Genomic DNA, 14,584 nt, shown 5'->3' with positions numbered 1-14,584 from the left:
GAGGTGAAGGCGCTGGCGAAGGCCTGCGTGTCGTTGGTCCCAAGCACCGTCTCGTCGACCGTCAGCGGCGCGCTGGCGCCCGGCGCCGAGATCGACGGGCCGTCATCATTGAAGGTGATGGTCAGCGTGCCCGGTGCCGTCGAACCATCGGCATCGGTGATCACATAGCCGAGATTGACCGTTGCGTTGTTCTCGTTGTTTGGGCCCTGCGCCTGCAGCACGTTGTCGAGCAGCGTCACGCTGTAGGTGCCGGTCGCCGGGTCGGTCACATGGACTGTGAACAGGGCCGTGCCGATGCGGTCTCCGCTGGTGGTGGTTGCCGTCAGCGTGCTGGTGCCGGAATCCCAGCTGTAGGTCACATTCTCCTGGCCGACCGTGCCGGAGGTGTTGTTGAGGGTGGCGAAGGAGAAGCCGTTGCTGCCGGCACCGTCGCCGCCGACGTTGCCGCCGAGCGTGCCGTTGTAGACGGCTTCACTGGCGCTGAGCGGAACCTCGCCCGTATTGGCGTCGATATCGCCCGTCGTGCTCGCCGCGTTGCCGCCGGCAAGTCCATCGTCGTCGACCGTGGCTGCGGCCGAGCCGCTCGTCGGCGTATTGGCGTCCGTCACCACGAAACTGATGCCGGCCGTCGCCGTGTCGCCGTCGCCGTCCGTCACCGTGTAGGTCGCAGAGGCGGCGCCCGTGCCGGCGACCGAGCTGTCGGCGGTGAAGGAGTAGCTGCCGTCAGCCTTGACCTTGATGAAGCCGTCGCCGATGTCGATCTGCTGCGAGTAGCCGTCTTGGCCGAAGACCAGCAGCGTGCCGTCGATATGCGTCACCGTGGCGCCGTCGGCGCCGGCGACGAAGTCCAGCGTGCCGGTGATCGTGCCGCCTTCAGCGACGTTCTGCGGCGCCTCGGTCGAAGCCGTCGGCGCGTCGTCGTCGAAGGTGATGGTCAGCGTGCCGGTCGTGGACGAGTTGTCGGCATCGGTGATGGTGTAGGTCAGGCTGGTTGTCGGATCAATCGCGTTCTCATCGTTCGGGCCGCCGGCATGCAGCACGTTGTCGAGCAGCGTCACGGTATAGGCGCCGCTTGCCGGATCCGTTACATGGACCGTGAACAGGGCCGTGCCGATACGGTCCCCGCTGGTGGTGGTCGCCGTCAGCGTGTTGGTGCCCGCGTCCCAGCTGTAAGCCACCGTTTCGGTGCCGACCGTGCCGGTCGTACCGTTCAATCCGGCGAAGGAGAAGCCATTGGCGCCCGCGCCGTCGCCGCCGACGCTGCCGCCGAGCGTGCCCGAGAAGCTCGCCTCGCTGCTGGCCGGACCGTCGGCGTCGCCGATGTTGGCGTTGATGTCATCAGTCGTGCTTGCGGCGTTGCCGCCGGCCAGCCCGTCATCGTCGACCGAGGCCGCGGCCGCGCCGGTGGTCGGGTGGTTGGCGTCCGTCACGACGAAGCTCAAGCCGGCCGTCGACGTGTCGCCGTCGCTATCGGTCACCGTGTAGGTGGCGGACGCGGCACCCGTGCCGATCACCGGATTGTCGGCTGTGAAGGAGTAACTGCCGTCGGCCTTGACCTTGATGGAGCCGTCGCCGATGTCGATCGACTGCGAATAGCCGTCTTGGCCGAAGACCAGCAGCGTGCCGTCGATATGCGTGACCGTGGCGCCGTCGGCGCCGGCGACGAAGTCCAGCGTGCCGGTGATCGTCGCGCCCTCGGCGACGTTCTGCGGGGCTTCGACCGAAGCCGTCGGCACGTCGTCGACGATCTTCACCGAGAGCGTGCCGTTATCGCTCTGTCCGTCCAGGTCGGTCAGCGTGACGGTGAAATTCTCGAACAGGCTGTTGGCGCCCTGAACAGGGTCGTGCGCCTCGTTGTCGACCAGCGTGTAGGTATAGCTCACCTCGCCGGTAGCGGCATTGTAGCCGGTCACCGTCAGCGTGTTGCCGAGCGCCGTCGTGAACGAACCGCCGGTGAACACGCCATTGGTGATGAAGTCATGTCCGTCGATCGCCAGCGAAGCGATGCCGTCGGGCGAGTGGATGGTGAAGGTGCCGCCCTGGGTGGTGCTTTCCTTTGACGTGTCGGAGCCGTCCGACTCGCCGGACCCGCGGCCGGCCAAGAGGTCGTCCTCGTTGACGACGACATCGCCGCCATTGGCTTCCGGCGTCAGGTCGCTGATCTCGGGCGTCGAGTTGCCGATCGCGATCGTCAGCGTGGTGTGCGAGGTGTCGCCGTCGCCGTCCTTGATCGTATAGGTGAAGACGTCATTGACGCCGCCGGGCGTGTTGGCGTCGCGCACATAGGTATAGCTGCCGTCGGCGTGGAGCGTCAGCTTGCCGTAGGCGCCCTGGACCTGCACATCGAGCGTGCTCGCGTCGTTGAGATCGGCATTGGTCGTGCCCTTGGCGACGCCAACCACTGTCGCGCCGTCGGCGCCTTGGGTGTCGGCAACGCCGTCCGTCGTGTTGGCATCGCCCGCATCCGTTCCGCCGACCAGCACATTGCCGGTCGCCGGGCCGAGCTGGCCGGCCGCGACGCTGTCGACGTCGGCGATCGCCGTCGGCACGTCATCGATGATGGCGACGGCAAAAGTAGTGCTGGCTGTATCGCCGTCGGAATCCGTGACGGTGATGCTGAAATTGTCCGGAACCGTGTCGTTCTGATCGAACCCGTTCGTCTGTTTGGGATGGGGGACCGACTCGGTCACCGTATAATTGTATTCAATAGCGCCGGTGTTCGGGTCGAAGGAGACGATGGTCAGGTAGCCGAACTGGCCCTGGATCTGCTGGCCAGCGGCTGTGACGGTGACGCCGTTGATGACGATCGATCCGATGCCGTCCGGAGCGTCGATGGTGATCGTTCCTATGCTTGACGTTTCCGCGTCGCTCGGCGCGTCGCTGCCCGGCGATTGTCCCTGTCCGCCGTTCAAGCCGGTCTCGCTGGCCGCCTCGTCCGGGCTGAGCAACGACACGGCCACGACTAAAACGCCCTTGTCGGCGGCGACGGACGGGAACAACTCCCGATGTTCAGGCTGGCCGAACGCCAGAGCCGTCGGCGGCAAAAGCGACGTCAGGCCGAAGCCGTCACCGATCCCGCCGGGAGGAACCGAGAAGTTTCCGCCGGCGCTGCCTGGCGCGCCATTTCCGCCGGCCGAGATCGAGCCGTCGGCGCCGAAGGCGACATCGATATGGCTGGATTCAAGGGCCGCGATCAGGGCAACGCGCGGCACCTCGACGTCGCCGATGATGAAGGTCGGCACGTTCAGCGCGCCGTCCTTGATGACGATCTCGGATCCGTCGGGCTGCACCAGCACGAGATCGTGTCCGTCGACCTTGATGTTGTCGATCGAGACATTGGCCGGAAGCTTCACGACGTTGCCGGCCTCGGCATGGTATTCATGCGGAACGTTCGAGGCTGCCGCGTTCGCGGCGGGAGCATTGGAGGCGGGAGCGTTGGCGTCCGCCGCCGGCTTGTCTGCCCCCTGTGCATTCTGCGCGTTGTCCGCGCCCTGTGCCGGCGCGCCGCTGTCCACATCGACCGGTACCGGTTCACCCGTCGTCTGCGCGGCGGCTTGCGCGACTTGCACGCCCGCCGAGACCGGATGTTCGCCAACAGTCGTGTGCTCGTCCGAGAAATTTGAAACGGCGTCGAATTCGATACTGGTCGTCATAGCTCAAGCCCCCTTCGGCATTTCCCGGAAAGAGACATGTGAGCCTCGAACTTTGCAACACACCTTCAATCTTTTTCATATACTTGAATATGTAGAGAGTTGCATTTTTTACACTTGGTAAATCGTCATGATATACCCAGTTATGTATTATTGGAGGCGCCGTCGGACCGGTGGGGAAATGCGGCGCCGGTTCGGTAGGCGAAAGTATAAATTTAAGTAAAATTTGAAGAAAAGCAGAACAGATTGATTCGCGGAAATTTACCCACCTTCCTTTCCGATAATTTGAGACAAGATCGGTAGCGTCCACAGTCAAAGGTGGGCGCTATGAAAATACAAAAAGCTGCTCCGGCGGCATCGGGGATCAAGGTTCTGCTGCTGGCCATCGGCCTCGCCGGTCTGCCGAATGCGTCGTTCGCCAGCGCGATTTCCGTCGGAAATCCCGCCTCTCAAACGGTGCCCGCGCCTGGCAATCTCGGCGGCGTCTCGCTGGCAAGGTTGCAGCCTTGGCAGCCCGTAGCCGCTTACCGGATGACCGGTGTCGACAGCGCCTACGGACCCCTCGAAGCTTACCCTGCGGTGGATCCTTCGAGCGGAGAGGGCGCCCTTGGCATCGATCCGATCCAGGTTGACCCGATCCAGACTGGGGCGATCATCCCTGGCGTGTTCGGGTCGGTGGCCTTGTCCATGCGCAACTTCCCGGTCGCGGCGCGCTGGGCGCCTGTCTACAGAGCCATCGTCGACTGCACGCCGGGCAGCGCCTGCGATCGTGAGAACGCGGCTTTTGGCGCAATCATCAACGTCGCCGGCAGCAAGGGTTTTCGCGACAAGCTGGCCTTCGTCAACAGCAGCATCAACCGCCTGATCGCCTATCGCAAGGACAGCGCCGTCTACGGCAAGCTCGATTACTGGGCAAAGCCTTCGGAGATCCTCGAGCATCGCGCCGGCGACTGCGAGGATTTCGCCATATTGAAGATGGCGGCGTTGTTGCGCGCCGGAATCCCGGCGCAGAGCATGTCGCTCGTTGTGCTGCAGGACCGCCGCCGGAAATTCTTCCATGCCGTCCTGTCGGTGAGCACGGGAAGCGGCGCCTTCATCCTGGACAGTCTCAGCAACAATGTGGCGATGGACAGCGACCTTCCCGATTATGTCCCGCTCTATTCCTTCAGCACCGATCGCGCCTGGATTCACGGATCGAAGTCCGGCGCGCGGATCGCCGATATCGCCGGCGGCTTCGCGACGGTGGCGCCGGGCGAGGGCGCATCGCCTGATGCGGCGGTGACGCCCGCGAGTGCAGGCTTCGGTCCGAAATAGGCTGCCTGTCGGGTGGAGCGTTTCAAGGAAGCGCACCACAATGTTCGCAAATTGGCCGAAGCCTTCCCAACATCGTCATCCTTGGGTCTGCGCCGCGTCGCCGCTCCTTGCTTCGCCATAGGATGACGAAGACGAAGGCTTCGGCCAATCTCCAACGCATTCGACGTGCCAACGAAAGCACCATCCAAGCCGTCAAGATTTCTGCGCCAGCCAAACTACCCGTTGAAGACGAACGCCATAAGAAGTTCCGGCTCGGTCACCGGCGCGCGCACGGCACTGAGCTGGCCCCGGTAGCGGCGCTCGCCGGCGCCGATGACGAAGCCGGTGGTGACGGGCGTGTCGCCATTGGCGTCAAGCCGTGCGAAGACGTCGGTGACGTTGAGGTCCAGCGCCAGCTTGAGGTCCTGCCGCCCGTCCTCGCCCGGTGCGTTCGGCAATTGGCGCCTGACCAATTGCTGGAAGGACGTGTTGAAGGTCAGGATCTTCTTCGACGACGACAGCGCGAAGGCGGGCGAGGGGCAGGCGACCAGGATCGCGTTGATCGTGCGGATCGAGGCGAGCTTGCGCAGCTCCATGCTTTCCTCGGCCAGCCCCCGCATGCACGCCACCCGGATCGCCGAGGTGAGATTGCCCTGGTCGGGATGGCTTTCGGCGATCTCCTCGACCAGCATGCCGATCGTGCATTTGCGCCTTTCGGCCATATGCTTCAGCGACGCCCAGAAGGCGCGCTCGAGCCGGATGCCGCGGCGCACGCCGCCGCGCGCCACGACCCGGAACTCCGGGCCGAAATCCTCGGCCACGAGCGGCGGCAGCAGCCGTTCGCGCGAAGTCTCGGGGCGGGCGGCGCTATCGCTCACTCATCGCCTCCTGACGCGCCTTGTTGATCGGCTTCAAAAGGTAATTGAGGATCGTCTTGCGCCCGGTCTTGATATCGACCGAGCAGATCATGCCGGGGATGATCGAATAGCTCTTGCCGTTCCTTTGCAGCGTGGATTTCTCGGTCGCGACGCGCACCTGGTAATAAGGCTCGCCCGTCTTCTGGTCGACCAGGCTGTCGGCGGTGATGTTCGAGACCTTGCCTTCGATGCCGCCGAAGATCGAAAAATCATAGGCCGTGACCTTGATCAGCGCGTCCTGGTCCGGCTGGATGAAGGCGACGTCGCGCGGCGAGACCCGCGCCTCGACCAGGAGCGTCTCGGAGGTTGGAACGATACCGGCCACGACCGCGCCCGGCTGGACGAAGGCGCCGAGCGTGTTGACGTCGAGCGTGTTGACGATGCCGTCGACAGGCGAGCGGATATCGGTCCGCGCCACCTTGTCGGTGGCGCCGCGGATGGTTTCGTCGACCACCGACAGGTCGGCCAGCGCCTGCGTCAAGTCGCTCAGCGCCTCCTGCTGCAATTGCAGGCCGAGCTCGTCGACCTGAAGCTGCGCCTCGGTGATCGCCGCCTTGGTCTTCTTGATGGTCTCTCCGGCAAGGTTGAGCTGCCCACGGAGATCGGTCTGCTCCCGCTCGACGCGAATCTGTTCGGTCCTGGCCATCAGGCCCTTCTTGACCATCGATTCGACCAGCGCCGTTTCCTGGTCGCTGACGGCTAGGCTCTTGGACAGGCGATCGGAATTGGCGGTTGCCTCGTCGAGTTCCTTCTCGCGCTGATCGAGACGCGATTTGAGCACCGACAGCTTCACTTCGAAGTTCTCGCGGCGCGCCACGAGCAGCTTCTGCTCGTTATCGCAGATTTCCGGCGCGGCCTTCTGGATGTCCGCCGGGCACGGAAACGACCCTTCGACATTGCCGCTCTGTTCGAATTTGAGCCTGGCGATGCGCGCCTGCAGGGCGCGGGCCTTGGCCTGCTCCTCGCCGAGGCTGGAGGTATTGCCCGTGTTGTCGAGACGGATGATCAGGTCGTTCTTCTTGACGGTCTGGCCGATCTTGACCGCGATTTCCTGGACGACCCCGGCTTCGCTTGCCTGGATAATCTGCGTCTTGGAGGCAGGAATGACCTTGCCATCGCCGCGCGCGATCTCGTCGACCTCGGCGAAGGACGCCCAGGCGGTGAAGGCAACGAACAGTGCCCCTATGATGTAGACGGACGCCGATGCGAAAAGCGGCGGCCGGTCTTCTTTTGCAAGCATTCCCCAACGTACCCCGGTCAGGCATTCGCCTTTTGCAATGCCTGGATTACCTGTTCCTTCGCTCCGTCCGCGACCACACGCCCCTGCTCGATGACGATGAGGCGGTCGACCAGTTCCAGCATGCTGTAGCGATGGGTCGACACGATCAGCGTCGTGTTGCGGTCGAATGCGACCTTGAGCTGCCTGATCAGCTGCCGTTCCGAGGCGAGGTCCATCGAGCCCGACGGCTCGTCCAGGAAGACGATTTTCGGCTTGGTCAAAAGCAGCCGCGCGATTGCCACCGCTTGCCTCTGGCCGCCCGAGAGGTTGGTGCCCCGCTCGCCGACATTCATGTCGTAGCCACGCGGATGGCGCGAGACGAAGTCGTCGACGCCCGCGGCCTTCGCCGCATCGATGATCTCCTCGTCGGTCGCTTCCGGAGCGGCCATCAAAAGGTTTTCCTTGATGGTGCCCGAAAACAGGTCGCCCGCCTGCGCGACGATGCCGACCGCGGCGCGGACTTCCGACGGGTGGTATTGGCGCATGTCGATGCCGTCGATGAGCAGCTCTCCGGAAGTCGGCAGGAAGAGCCGGCCGATCAGCCGGCCCATTGTCGTCTTGCCGGAGCCGATGCGGCCGATGATGCCGATCCGCTCGCCTGGCCGTATTGCAATGTTGAGCCCGTTCAGAACCTCGTTTTCGGTACCCGGATAGGCGAAACCGACATTCTTGAAGAGCATAGCGCCGCTGCGGATTGGCCGGTTGACGAAGCCGACCGTGTCTGGCCGGTCCTCCGGCTGCGACATGATCGTGTTGACGATCCTGAGCGACAGCATGGCCTGCCGGAAGCGGGAGAGGGTGATGGCAATCTGGCCGAGCGGCGCGACTGCCCGGCCCGCCAGCATGACCGTGCCGATGATGGCGCCTGTCGAGACCTGGCCCTCGGAAAAGGCGTAGGCGCCGGCAACCACAAGGGCGACGGTCACCAATTGCTGGATGGCGCCGGTGATGTTGCCGGCGGCGGCCGAAAGCTCCTTGATCTTCTCCGACGTGTTGGCTGCGTTCTTCGAGTGCTCGCCCCATTTGCGCAGCAGATAGGCCTCGGCGCGCAGCGACTTGATCGTCTCCAGCGTGGAGATGGATTCGACCAGCAGCGCCTGGCGCTGCGCTGCCTCGTTCATCGAAGCGGCGACCCGCTTGCCGATGCGCCGCTGTGTCACCATCCCGACGATGACGGCGATGGCGAAGGCCACAGCCGGTATGATTACCAGCCAGCCGCCGATGGCGTAGATGACCAGCAGGAAGACGAACACGAAAACCGTGTCGATGAAGACGCTGATGGTGTTCGAGGTGAAGAACTCGCGCACGAACTCGTACTGTGTGACGCGGTTCGCGTATTCGCCGGTCGATCCGGGCCTGGCCGACAAGGACGAGTTGAGCACTTTCTCGAACAGCAGATATGAAATCCTGAGATCCGCCTTGCGCCCGGCATAGTCGATGAGCGAAGCGCGGGCCGTCTTTAGCAACAGGTCGAACACGATCGCCGCGCCGATCCCGAGCGCCAGCACCCAGAGCGTCGAGATCGCCTTGTTCGGCAGGATCCGGTCGTAGACGTTCATGGTGAAGATCGGCGAGGCGATCGCCAGGAGGTTGATGAAGACCGCCGACAGTACGACCTTCGAATAGGTGCGCCAGAACGCTCCCATCGTTCCGGTCAGCCAATGGCGCCTTTCGATCCTCGGCGCCGTGCCGACCGTCATCTCCTCGGCGGTATTGGCATAGGTGATCGAGAATGAGGCGCCGCCGCTGATATAGCTCTCGGCGAGCTCCGATTTGCCGATCGCGGTGCGGCCGTCTTCCTGCGGGGCCGTCAGATATTGCCCGGTTCCGGTCTCGGCAAGCAGCGCAACCGGCAACTGGCTGGCGCGGAAGACGATGGCCGGGAGGTCGACGCGGCCGCGCACGAAATCGCGATGGCTGAACGCCTGGACCTCGAGACCGATGCGTTCGGCAAGGTGCCTGATGTCGTCCGGCTCGATGCGCGTCTCCGAAATCGGCACCCCGGCAAACAGCACGGTTTCCGCGCTCGGCCGGCCGAGATAGGCTGCAATCGCCGAGAAGCAGGCTTTGAAAGCCTCCTTGGGCGAGACGATGTTAGGCTGTTGGTTCACGATCCGCCCCGAAGGACCTGAGATCGATACTTACATCGGTTGCTTCTTCCTGACCGGCGCGAGGATATCGAACGGCAGATCGTTCTTCTGCTCCGACGGCGTTCGCGCATAGGTTTCGGTGTCGGCCGTTGCCGGCACACCGAATTCCGTTCGCGCGTAGGCCGCCGATTGCCTGGCCGGCTGGATATTCATTGTCTTCAGCAACTCCCCGGTCGCGGCCAGCAGCCGGTATTCGGCGAACAGCGACGCATAGGAAGAGGTGTCGGCCAGCGTTGCTGTGTTGAAACGCGTGTTCTGCGCGTCGAGCACGTCGAGCAGCGAGCGCTGTCCGACCTTGAACTGCTCGCGGTAGGACGCGACCAGCTTTTCGTTGGTGGCAGCCTGCAGCCGCAGCGTCTGCGCAAGTTCCGCCTGGCGGAAGCGGCGGTCCCATGAGGTGCGCACGGCTTCCTCGATCTCGCGCAGCACCTGATGCAGCGCAAGACGCTGCTCGCTGGTGCGGCGGATCTGCTCCTGCTCGTTGGCCTTGTCGATGCCGCCGCGATAGAGGTTCCAGCGCAGCACGACGCGCGCCTGCAGGTCGCTGGTGTCGCCATCGTCGCCGTCGATGTCATATCCGCCCCGGGCGACGCCCTCGGCAGTGATCGTGGGGCCGAATTTTGCCCGCGCGGCGTCGATCAGTGACGCGGCGGCGTCGATATCGCTGTTGGCCATATGGACGCGGGGATTGTTCTGCCTGGCAAGCCCGATCGCGTCGTCGAGCGACCGCGGCAGCGCGCCGGCCACATCGGCCGGACGCGACGGATTGGCGAGCGGCTTGCCGACATTCTTGAAGAAGCGGATCTTGGCCGCCTCCAGTTCTTCCGTGGCCTCCTGCATCCGCGCCTTGGCGGCATAAAGCCGCTCCTCGGCCTGCTGCCGGTCGGCATCGTTGAGCGCGCCGCCCGCGATGCCCTGCTTGATGTCGCCGAGTATAGACTGATGGAAGGCGAGGTTCTTCTTCGCTTCAGAGACGATCGACGCCTGCAGCATATATTCAAGATAGTCCTGGACGACGGAAAGTCCGATGAATTCGGATCGTTCCAGCACCCTGAAGGAAGCCCCGTCCACGCGCGAGGCCTGCCGATTCAATTCGGCCCGCCTTGCCCCGCTGTCATAAAGCGTCTGCGTAACGGTGAGATCGGCCTCGTTCGGAGAGAGGGCGTCATCGTCCTCGCCGAGCGCGCGACGGGAAGAATTGTCCAGGCGGCGAACGCCGGTCGACGCTTCCAGATCGACGCTGGGAAGATAGAGGCCTTTTGCCTGGCGCAGCTCGAATTCGATGGCTTCGCGGTTTTCGATCGCCTGCCCAATCTCAGGATTGGACTCTACGGCGACTGCTATGGCTTCCTTGAGCGTGAGCGCGCTGGCGCTTCCACAAGTCAGCATCGACACCGTCATGGCAAGCGCAACGCGCCAGCCGACGGTCACTTTACCCGTCCTGGTCATTTTTACCCCGTGACTATCCCCGCGCCTTTTTGTTTTTGTCGACGCTTATTTGCCCAAGCCTGCCACCGGAGCTTGCGATGAGTATCTATCAGATTTTTCGAGGATGTGAGCGCTTAATGATTTAGAGGCGCACAAAAGCGAAGATTCGGACCATTAGTCCCGACGGTTGTAGCAAAAATGGCACAGAAACGGTGCCGGTCTGGATTGCTATGGGCTGAAACCGACGGCGATCGCGATTGTCCTCAACAAATAACGGGCCCGCATAAGGAATCGCCAGGCGCTCGTAATCAGCGCCGCCTCCCCCGGCAAAATCGGGTCCCGGGCGCGAGCTTTGCCATCGCGTCGTTCCTGAAAGTCTGCTTGCCGGTGCATCCGGCCGGTCGCGGTGCGAATGCCCGAGCGCCGCGGACTGTTGAGGCAAATCTGCTCCGGTTCCGCAAGGCATGGACCGGAAAATGCCATCTGTGGCTGGTTTTGTTGGCAAACGGGGGTCGTTCCCTGTATTGCGGGCCGAAGCAAAGAATGGACGTTCTTGTATGACAAATGTCGCCCTGACCGGGCTTGCCCGCGATCTCGCCCGGCGCGCCGCCGAGGGCCGTCCCGTGCGCATCGGCGTCATCGGCTCCGGCGAGATGGGCACCGACCTGGTGACCCAGGGTATGCTGATGCCGGGCATTTCGGTCGCGGCCATCTCCACGCGCCGCCCGCACACGGCCCGCGACGCAATCCGCATCGCTTATGGCGACGACGCAATGGCTGCGGAAGCCGAGACCACCTCCAAGGTCAGCCAGGCGATCGAAAGCGGCAGGATCGCAATCACCTCGAACGAGATGCTGGTCACCAATCCGCTGATCGACGTGGTCATCGATGCCACGGGAAAACCTGGCGTCGCCGCCGATTTCGACCTGATGGCCATGGAGCATGGCAAGCATCTGGTGATGATGAATGTCGAGGCCGACGTCACCATCGGCTGCTATCTGAAGCAGCAGGCCGACCGGCTGGGCGTGGTCTATTCGGTCGGCGCCGGCGACGAACCGTCGAGCTGCATGGAGCTGATCGAGTTCGCCTCGGCGCTCGGCTACACCATCGTCTCGGCCGGCAAGGGCAAGAACAACCCGCTCAACCACGATGCCGTCCCCGACGACTATCGCGAGGAAGCGCTGCGCCGGAACATGAACCCGCGCATGCTGGTCGAGTTCGTCGACGGTTCCAAGACCATGGTCGAGATGTGCGCCATCGCCAACGCCACCGGCCTGGTGCCCGATGTCCCGGGCATGCATGGCCCCAAGGCCGATCGCGACCAGCTCGCCGAGGTGCTTGTCCCGCGCGAGGACGGCGGCATCCTGTCGAAGAAGGGCGTCGTCGACTACACGATCGGCAAGGGCGTGGCGCCCGGCGTTTTCGTCATCGTCGAGGCGACGCATCCGCGCGTCGTGGAACGCATGGACGACCTCCATGTCGGCCACGGCCCCTACTATAGCTTCTTCAGGCCTTACCACCTGACCTCGCTCGAGGTGCCGCTGACCGCGGCCCGCATCATGCTCTACGGCAGGCCGGACATGGTGCCGCTGTCGAAACCGGTGGCCGAGGTCTGCGCCGTCGCCAAGCGCGATCTTGCCGCCGGCGAGACCTTCGACGCCATCGGCGAGACCTGCTACCGCTCCTGGACCATGACGGTCGCCGAGGCGCGTGCCGGCCGCGCAGTGCCCGTCGGGCTGCTCGAGGGCGGCAGGGTGCTGAAGCCGGTCAGGAAGGGCGAGCTGCTAACCAGCGACAACGCCGCGCCTGACAAGACGACCAGGCTTTACGCTTTGCGCAAGCTGCAGGATGAGATGCTGTACGGTACCTGACGAATGGGTGCGCCACTCGCTTTGTTATGACAAATTCAAAGGCGATGATTTTTCGCACACCGACCTCGCGTGATCGGCACAGACCTTACTTTCCCAGCTCTATCGACCTGAGCCGCGCCGCTTCCACCGCGTCGGTCAAAAGCTTTGTCAGCCGGTCTTCGCCCATCAGCACGGCAAGTGCCGCGGCGGTGGTGCCGTTGGGGCTGGTCACTTGCCGGCGCAGCACACCGGGCTCTTCGTCGCTTTCGGCGGCGAGCGAGGCCGCGCCGTAGACGGTCTGCATGGCGAGCAGCTTTGCCGTCTCGGCCGGCAGGCCGGCCTTCTCGCCGGCAACCGTCAGCGCTTCGATGAAATGGAAGATATAGGCCGGGCCGGAACCGGAAACCGCTGTCACCGCGTCCATCAGGCTCTCGTCATCGATGGTCGTCACGACGCCGCTCGCCGAAAGCAGCTCGGAGACGAAACGCCTGACGTCGTCTAAGACCAGCGGGTTGGAAAACACCACCATCATGCCCTTGCCGATCGCCGCCGGGGTGTTCGGCATGCAGCGGACAATCGGCGCGAGATCGCCGAGGATCTCCGCGAAAGTGGCGACCGGCGTTCCGGCGGCGATGCTGACGAAAGTGGTCCTGCCATCGCTGAAGCGCTTGTAGTTTGCCGTCACATCGCGGATCACCTGCGGCTTCACGGCAATGACGACGAGATCAGGGGCGGCATCGGGCGGAATGGCGGAAGCGTCGGCGGCGGCACCGCAGCCCAGCGCTTCGGCGCGCTTGCGCAATTCGGCATTGGGCTCGACCACGAACACCGCTGAGGGCTCGAGCTTGCCGGATTTCAGCCATCCCGAGAGCATGGCGTAACCCATATTGCCGCAACCGGCGAGAACGAGCCTGATGGTCATGAAAACCTCCGCAAGGACGGCTCTCCTTAGCCGCTTGCGCGGCCGCGGAAAAGTCCAGTCTTAAGGAGATCGATCGGCCAGGGTTAGAGCAATTCCAGGCATCGGGGCCAGGCACGGGGGAATGACATTCGGAGCGCTTCCGCATCTTATCCCGGCAGCCCGAACCTCTAGCCACGTTGCGCAGCCATGAATTTAATGCCCATGACTGGACAGCTCCCAAGCGTTCCAAGAATATGGATTCCGGGCCTTTGCGCGCGCGGTTACGAATGGGCATCCCAAGGAGGCGGCCATGAGGAGCGATACCGAATATCTGCGTTTGGCCGTGGAGATCGCCACCGAAAGCCGGGCCAATGGCAATCATCCCTTCGGGGCGCTCCTGGTCGGGCCGGAGGGCGACGTGCTCCTTTCATCGGGCAACACCTACGCGCGGGATCGGGGTGTTGGCCACGCAGAGGCAAACGTGGCCCGCGCCGCCGCGCTGCAATACGACCCGACCTTTCTCGAGCGATGCACGCTGGTGACCTCCGTCGAGCCGTGCTGCATGTGCGCCGGGGCCTGTTACTGGGCTGGCATCGGCACCGTGGTCTACGGACTGAGCGAAAGGCGGTTGGCCGAGCTGACCGGAGACAATCCGGAGAATCTGACCCTCGATCTGAGCTGTCACCAGGTGTTCGCCGCCGGACGGCGCCATGTAGCGATCCGTGGCCCATTTCCTGAACTCGAAGAAGAGATCGCAAGCGACCACAAGGATTTCTGGTGACGGAACCCATCACAAAGGAACCGGTGTCGACGAAGAGTCCGTAACCTCTGCGGCGCCGTCGGCTCCAGCCCTTTTGAGCTTTACCGATGCATGTCGCCCAGATTCTCAACTTCGATGAAGCGCGCGTCTTCAACAGCCTGCTAAGCATGTCTCCCGAAAGTGGGAACCGGTTTCGGGACAAAGACATGCGTAAAATCAAAAAACTAAAGCGCATGGAGCGAATCTGAAAGATCGCGACGCGCTTTACAGCAGTTCAGCGTTTCACGGAAACGCTGAACTGCTCTAACTATTGGTTTCTACGCAATTCCGGACGGAAAACCGTTACACACTTTTCC

The 14,584-nt window shown here is 63.5% G+C and carries 9 protein-coding genes; 3 read left to right on the top strand and 6 right to left on the bottom strand.

All coding sequences use genetic code 11. The annotated features are described in order from the left end of the window. A partial coding sequence (locus RFM40_RS32835) for a DUF5801 repeats-in-toxin domain-containing protein (RefSeq protein ID WP_320278998.1) occupies positions 1 to 3,653 on the bottom strand: 3,653 nt, incomplete at its 3' end. 324 nt (positions 3,654 to 3,977) lie between these two features. On the opposite strand from RFM40_RS32835, the gene RFM40_RS32830 reads away from it, so the two are divergent. Then, complete coding sequence (locus RFM40_RS32830) at positions 3,978 to 4,964, top strand: transglutaminase-like cysteine peptidase (RefSeq protein ID WP_320226380.1); 987 nt, start codon at positions 3,978 to 3,980, stop codon at positions 4,962 to 4,964. A gap of 215 nt (positions 4,965 to 5,179) precedes the next feature. On the opposite strand, the gene RFM40_RS32825 is transcribed toward RFM40_RS32830, so the two are convergent. Genes RFM40_RS32825 through RFM40_RS32810 form a run of 4 tightly spaced genes read right to left on the bottom strand, consistent with a single transcriptional unit; the run spans position 5,180 to position 10,738 of the window. Beyond that, on the bottom strand, positions 5,180 to 5,821 hold the full coding sequence (locus RFM40_RS32825; protein WP_320278997.1) for a ribbon-helix-helix domain-containing protein: 642 nt from the start codon (positions 5,819 to 5,821) through the stop codon (positions 5,180 to 5,182). Then, complete coding sequence (locus RFM40_RS32820; protein ID WP_320226382.1) at positions 5,811 to 7,100, bottom strand: HlyD family type I secretion periplasmic adaptor subunit; 1,290 nt, start codon at positions 7,098 to 7,100, stop codon at positions 5,811 to 5,813. Before RFM40_RS32820 ends, RFM40_RS32825 begins: the two co-directional genes overlap by 11 nt. Before the next feature lie 17 nt (positions 7,101 to 7,117). Then, a complete protein-coding gene (locus tag RFM40_RS32815; RefSeq protein WP_320226383.1) occupies positions 7,118 to 9,250 on the bottom strand; it encodes a type I secretion system permease/ATPase in 2,133 nt (710 codons plus the stop codon). A 30-nt stretch (positions 9,251 to 9,280) separates the two neighbouring features. Continuing rightward, positions 9,281 to 10,738 (bottom strand): TolC family outer membrane protein, encoded by a 1,458-nt coding sequence (locus tag RFM40_RS32810; RefSeq protein WP_320278996.1) that lies wholly within the window; start codon positions 10,736 to 10,738, stop codon positions 9,281 to 9,283. A 536-nt stretch (positions 10,739 to 11,274) separates the two neighbouring features. On the opposite strand from RFM40_RS32810, the gene RFM40_RS32805 reads away from it, so the two are divergent. Beyond that, positions 11,275 to 12,588 (top strand): NAD(P)H-dependent oxidoreductase, encoded by a 1,314-nt coding sequence (locus tag RFM40_RS32805; RefSeq protein WP_320226385.1) that lies wholly within the window; start codon positions 11,275 to 11,277, stop codon positions 12,586 to 12,588. A gap of 85 nt (positions 12,589 to 12,673) precedes the next feature. Here the strand turns inward: RFM40_RS32805 and proC are convergent, their stop codons facing one another. Then, the gene (gene proC / locus RFM40_RS32800) at positions 12,674 to 13,489 is read right to left on the bottom strand and encodes a pyrroline-5-carboxylate reductase (protein WP_320226386.1); all 816 of its coding nucleotides are present in this window, start codon (positions 13,487 to 13,489) and stop codon (positions 12,674 to 12,676) included. A gap of 289 nt (positions 13,490 to 13,778) precedes the next feature. Here proC and RFM40_RS32795 point away from each other — a divergent pair, with 289 nt between their 5' ends. After that, positions 13,779 to 14,249: a nucleoside deaminase gene (locus RFM40_RS32795; RefSeq protein WP_320219822.1), complete on the top strand. Its 471-nt coding sequence runs from the start codon at positions 13,779 to 13,781 to the stop codon at positions 14,247 to 14,249. The last annotated feature ends 335 nt before the right edge of the window (positions 14,250 to 14,584 follow it).

Source organism: Mesorhizobium captivum, from assembly GCF_033977165.1.
In the GTDB taxonomy this organism is placed as follows: domain Bacteria; phylum Pseudomonadota; class Alphaproteobacteria; order Rhizobiales; family Rhizobiaceae; genus Mesorhizobium; species Mesorhizobium captivum.
This window is presented reverse-complemented; position numbering and strand designations above follow the sequence as displayed.

Bases quoted from the DNA above. Each gene is read 5' to 3' on its own strand.
- RFM40_RS32830 (WP_320226380.1), top strand. From the start codon at position 3,978: ATGAAAATACAAAAAGCTGCTCCGGCGGCATCGGGGATCAAGGTTCTG.
- RFM40_RS32820 (WP_320226382.1), bottom strand. From the start codon at position 7,100: ATGCTTGCAAAAGAAGACCGGCCGCCGCTTTTCGCATCGGCGTCCGTC.
- RFM40_RS32810 (WP_320278996.1), bottom strand. From the start codon at position 10,738: ATGACCAGGACGGGTAAAGTGACCGTCGGCTGGCGCGTTGCGCTTGCC.
- RFM40_RS32805 (WP_320226385.1), top strand. From the start codon at position 11,275: ATGACAAATGTCGCCCTGACCGGGCTTGCCCGCGATCTCGCCCGGCGC.
- proC (WP_320226386.1), bottom strand. From the start codon at position 13,489: ATGACCATCAGGCTCGTTCTCGCCGGTTGCGGCAATATGGGTTACGCC.
- RFM40_RS32795 (WP_320219822.1), top strand. From the start codon at position 13,779: ATGAGGAGCGATACCGAATATCTGCGTTTGGCCGTGGAGATCGCCACC.